The following is a 4,907-nucleotide window of genomic DNA, read 5'->3' as shown; positions in this document are numbered from 1 at the left end:
GAGCGCGGCTTCCCGGCCTCCCCCTCCTACGCCGACGCGGCCCGCGCCCGGCTGGAGTGCCTCGCCGCCCGGCCCGCCGCGGCGAGGGAGCTCCTCGTCGCCGGCCCGGCCGGCCGCCCGGCCGCGCCCGCGCCCGGCGACCGGATCGTGCGCCGCGAGCTCGCTCGCACGTTGCGGCTCCTCGGCCGGGACCCGGAGGCGTTCTACCGCGGGCCGCTCGCGGAGCGGATCGCCCGCGCCGCCCGGGACGACGGGGGCGTGCTCGCGGCGAGCGACCTCGCGCGCTATCGCGTCCGCGAGCGCGCGCCGGTAGAGGGGCGCTACCGCGGGCACCGGGTCGTCTCCATGGGCCTTCCCTCCGCGGGCGGCGCGATCGTGGTCGGGATCCTCCAGGCGCTCGAGCGCGAGGCGCCGCGCGAGGGCGGGTACCGGCCCGTGCGCTTCCTGCACGCGATGGCGGAGGCGGAGAAGCGGCTCTTCGCCCGGCGCGCCGCGCTCGGCGATCCGGACTTCGCGCCGGGGGCGGCGGCGGTGGTGGACGAGATGATCTCGCCCGCGTACGCCGCCCGCCTCTCCGCGGAGCTCGGCGAGCGCGCGCGCCCCGTCGCCGCGGACGCGCCGGCGCGCCGCGAGGACAAGCACACGACGCACCTCTCGGTGGTGGACGCGGAGGGGAACGCGGTCGCGATCACCACCACCGTGAACTACCTGTTCGGCGCGTGCGTGGTCGTGCCGGGGACGGGGATCCTGCTCAACGACGAGATGGACGACTTCGACGCCGCCGCGGGCGTGCCGAACGCCTACGGGCTCGTCGGCAGCGGCGCCAACGCGCCCGCGCCCGGGAAGACGCCGCTCTCGTCGATGGCGCCCACGCTCGTCTTCGCGCCGGGCGGGGCGCTCTGGCTCGTCGTCGGCGCGCCGGGCGGCTCGACCATCCCGACCACCGTCGCGCAGGCGATCTCCCACCTCGTGGACGACGGTATGACCCTGGAGCAGGCGCTCGCCGCTCCACGCCTGCACCATCAGTGGCAGCCGGACGCGCTGCGCGTCGAGCCGAACGCCCTCGAGGCCGAGACCGCCCGCGCGCTCGCGTCGCGGGGACACCGGATCCAGGTGGCGGAGCGGCCCTGGGGCAACGCCCAGGCGGTGCGGCGCCGGCCGGACGGTCGCTGGGAGGCAGCGTGCGATCCCAGGTACGACGGCGTCCCCGCGGCCCCCTGATCCGTCGATACGCGGGTTCGACGGGCGAGCGGCCGTCCGCTATCCTGCTTGCCGAATCGTGACGACGAGGCCCGAACCCACCGCCGCTGCGGGCGGCATCCGTCCGCCTCGCGCGGCGCTCGCCGCCGAGGTGCGCCGGCTCGAGGAGGCGCTCCGCCTCGCGCAGCGCGACCTGCTCGCCCACGGCGGCGACGCGCTGCCCGGGCTGCACCTCCTCGTCGAGGCCGCCGGCCGGCGCGCGCTGCTCTCCGCCGCCCGCGTCTCGGAGGTGATCCGGCTCGTCGCCACCGTCCCGCTCGCCGGCGCCCCGCCGCACGTGCTCGGGACCTTCGTGTGCCGGGGCGGGCCCGTGGTCGCGGTGGATCTCTCCGCCTGGCTCGGCGTCGAGCGCGAGCCGCCCCTCGACGCGCAGATCGTGATCCTCCCCGGCGCGCCGACCCTCGGCCTCGTCGTCGATCGGGTCGACCGGCTCGTGGACGGTCCGCGGCTCTTCCACGGGGACGCGGCGTCGGGGACTCCCCCGGCCTGGCGCGGCACGCCGCTCGTCGCGGGGCTGTGCCTGCTCGACCGGGAGGTCGTGCCGCTCCTCGACCCCGCGCCCCTCGCCGCGGGCCTCTCGGAGCCGCGATCTTGATCGCCGCGGGCGCGACCCCCGCCGCTGGCGTCGAGGACGTCGAGCGGGCGCTGCGCGACGCGTGCGGCATCACGCTCACCGAGGGGCTCCGCACCACGCTCGAGGAGGCGCTCCGCCGCGCGGCGCGGGCGGTCGAGCTCGAGCCCGAGGCGTTCCGGGCCCGGCTCCGGGCGCGCGATCCGCGCTGCCTCGGCGAGCTCGTCGAGGCGGCGGTGGTCGGGGAGACGTACTTCTTCCGCCACCCCGAGCAGCTCGACGCCGTCCGCGAGGTGGTGCTCTCACGCGCTCCGCGCGATCGCCCGCTGCGGATCTGGTCGGCCGGGTGCGCCACCGGCGAGGAGCCGTACTCGCTCGCGATGCTGCTTTGCGACGCCGGGCGGGCGGCGTGCCGCGACCGGATCCTCGCGACCGACGTCTCCGTCCGCGCGCTCGCCGTCGCCGCCGAGGCGGTCTACGGCCCCTGGTCCCTGCGCCGGCTCGACCCGGGCTCGCGCGCCCGCCACCTCGAGAGCGAGCCGCCGCAGGTGCGGGTGCGCGAGGAGGTGCGCGCCGCGGTCGAGTTTCGACGCCACAACCTCTACTCCGAACCCGCCCCCGCCGGCCCCTTCGACCTCGTCGTCTGCCGGAACGTCCTCATCTACTTCGACCCCGAGACCGCGCGCGCGATCACCGCGCGGCTCCTCGAGGCGGTCGCGCCGGGAGCGTTCCTCCTGCTCGGCCCGGTGGAGGTGCCCCTCGCCGAGAAGCTCGCGGTGGAGCGGATCGAGGTGGGCGGCACGACGCTCTTCCGCCGGCTCGCGCCGGGCGAGACGAAGGCGGAGCGACCGGCGCCAGCCAAGGCGAGGAGCCGGGGGGCGCGCACGGCCGCGACCGCGACCCCGACCGCGACCCCGACCCCGACCCCGACCCCGGCCGCGACCCCGGCCGCGACCCCGACCCCGACCCCGACCTCGACCTCGACCTCGACCTCGACCCCGACCCCGACCCCGACCTCGACCTCGACCTCGACCTCGACCCCGACCCCGACCGCGACCCCGACCGCGACCCCGGCCGAAGCCCCGACACCCGTCCCCCAGTTCGAGCAGGCCCGCGCGGCCGCGCGCCGCGGGGACATCGAGTTCGCCGAGCAGCTCGCGCGCGAGATCGCCGAGCGGCACCTGTGCCCGGAGTCGTACCTGCTCCTCGCCATGGCCGCGGATGCGCGGGGCGATCTGGGCGGCGCCATCGACGCGCTCCGGCGCGCCCTCTACCTCGAGCCGGGCCTCGCGATGGCGCACGCGTCGCTCGTGCCGCTGTACGCGCGCGTCGGGCGGCACGCCGCGGGGGCCCGCCCGCGGCGACCCGCGCCCCCGGCCCGCCGGGGCCGCCCCGCCGGCGCGCCGCTCCGCGGCGTCGAGCCCATCACTGCCGGCGCGCTGCGCAGCGCGCTCGGCGAAGTTCGCCGGCCCCGAGCGGGCGCCGGAAGGAGCGAGCCATGAAGGTGCTGCTCGTCGACGACACGCGAACGCTGCTGTCGCTCATCCAGGTCTACCTCATGGGCTGGCAGATGGAGTTCGTGGAGGCGAAGGACGGCACGGAGGGGCTCGCGCGGGCGCGCGAGCACAAGCCGGCCCTCGTCATCTCGGACGTGCGGATGCCGGGCCTGGACGGGTTCGAGCTGTGCGCCGCGATCCGCGCCGACCCGATCCTCCACAAGACGCCCATCGTGCTCCTCACCTCGCTCGCGGACGACGCGAGCCGCAAGAAGGGCAAGCTCGTCGGGGCGACCGCGTTCCTGACGAAGCCCGTCTCGGTGGAGGAGCTCCGCAAGACCGTGGGCGGGATCCTCCAGCTCCCGGCGAGGAGGTAGCGCGTGACGGCACCGGGACAGGGGCGGGACGCGCTCGAGCCGGCGCCGTCCCCCGAGGCGCGCCGCCGGATCCTCGAGGAGCGGGCGCAGGCGATCGCCGACGCGCGGGAGACGAGCGCGGTGGCGACGCTGCCCGTGGTCGCCTTCAGCCTGGGCGGGGAGCGCTACGGCGTCCCGGTGGAGGACGTCTTCCAGATCCTCGACGCGCAGGCGCTCTCGCCGCTCCCCGCGGCGCCCCCGTGGCTCCTGGGCGCGGCGGCGACGCGCGCGCGCGTGGTCCCGGTGCTCGATCTGCGGCAGCTCCTCGGCCTCGACGGCGGGGGGATGAGCGACCTCGCGAAGATCCTGGTGGTCGATCGCGGCGACGAGGCGTTCGGGCTCGCCGCCGAGGTCGTCGAGGGTCAGGTGGAGCTCCCGCGCGAGGGGCTCTCGACCGCGGTGGACGGACCGTTCGCGTGGATCGCGCCGGATCGGCTCGCGGTGCTCGACATCGGCAAGCTCGGCGCCCCCGCGGCGCTCGGCGGGTAGCGCATGGATCGCGAGCTCTTCCGCCAGATCTGGCCCGTGTTCTCCGCCGAGGCGCGCGAGCACCTCGAGGGCATCAGCACGGGGATCCTCGCGCTCGAGCGCGACCCGCGCGAGCCCGCGGCGCTCGACGCGGTCCGGCGCATCGCGCACAGCCTCAAGGGATCGGCCGGGAGCCTCGGCCTCGGCGACGTGGAGCGGCTCGCGCACGCGATCGAGGGATCGCTCGCGGGGTTCGATCCGGCCGCCGGGGTCTCACGCGCGGCGGTGCAGGCGTCGCTCGAGGCGGTCGAGGCGATGGAGGACGCGATCGCGGCGGGCGACGCCGGCGGAGTCATCGCCGTCACGGGGCTCGAGGCGCTCCTCGCCGCGCTCCGCGCGCCCGCGCAGCCGGGCGGCGCGGCGCACCCGACGACGCCGGACGACGAGACCACGCCAGACGACGGCGCGCCCGGCGGCGTCCCGCCGGACCCCGCCGATGCCGGCCTCTCGGGAGGTCCGGCGGCGCCCGGCGATGCCCCCGCCGACATGGACGCGCTCGAGGCGGCGCTCGAGCAGCTCTGCGCGCCGCTCGATCCCGAGACGCGCCGCGCGGTCGCCACCCGCGCCGCGCAGGCGGCGATCCAGCTGGCCGCGCTCGCCGCCCCGGGCCCGGCCGCGCTCGCCCGCCGCGCGGCG

General features: G+C 77.7%; 6 protein-coding genes. All 6 read left to right on the top strand.

What is annotated here, in order from left to right; all coding sequences use genetic code 11:
• Positions 1-1,221: gamma-glutamyltransferase family protein (locus MNY62_RS25250; protein WP_242347091.1), on the top strand; the 1,221-nt coding region annotated here is incomplete at its 5' end.
• 58 nt (positions 1,222-1,279) lie between these two features.
• Positions 1,280-1,855 (top strand): chemotaxis protein CheW, encoded by a 576-nt coding sequence (locus tag MNY62_RS25245; protein ID WP_242347090.1) that lies wholly within the window; start codon positions 1,280-1,282, stop codon positions 1,853-1,855.
• Positions 1,852-3,333 (top strand): CheR family methyltransferase, encoded by a 1,482-nt coding sequence (locus MNY62_RS25240; protein ID WP_242347089.1) that lies wholly within the window; start codon positions 1,852-1,854, stop codon positions 3,331-3,333. The genes MNY62_RS25245 and MNY62_RS25240 overlap by 4 nt, the downstream gene beginning before the upstream one ends.
• Complete coding sequence (locus tag MNY62_RS25235) at positions 3,330-3,704, top strand: response regulator (protein WP_242347088.1); 375 nt, start codon at positions 3,330-3,332, stop codon at positions 3,702-3,704. Before MNY62_RS25240 ends, MNY62_RS25235 begins: the two co-directional genes overlap by 4 nt.
• Positions 3,705-3,707: 3 nt before the next feature.
• Entirely contained in the window at positions 3,708-4,232 is a 525-nt protein-coding gene (locus MNY62_RS25230) for a chemotaxis protein CheW (RefSeq protein WP_242347087.1), read from the top strand.
• A 3-nt stretch (positions 4,233-4,235) separates the two neighbouring features.
• A partial coding sequence (locus MNY62_RS25225; protein ID WP_242347086.1) for an Hpt domain-containing protein occupies positions 4,236-4,907 on the top strand: 672 nt, incomplete at its 3' end.

This window comes from Anaeromyxobacter terrae (assembly GCF_022690685.1).
Lineage (GTDB): Bacteria > Myxococcota > Myxococcia > Myxococcales > Anaeromyxobacteraceae > Anaeromyxobacter > Anaeromyxobacter terrae.
Note: the sequence above shows the minus strand (reverse complement) of the source record. Positions and strands in the feature narration are given on the sequence as shown.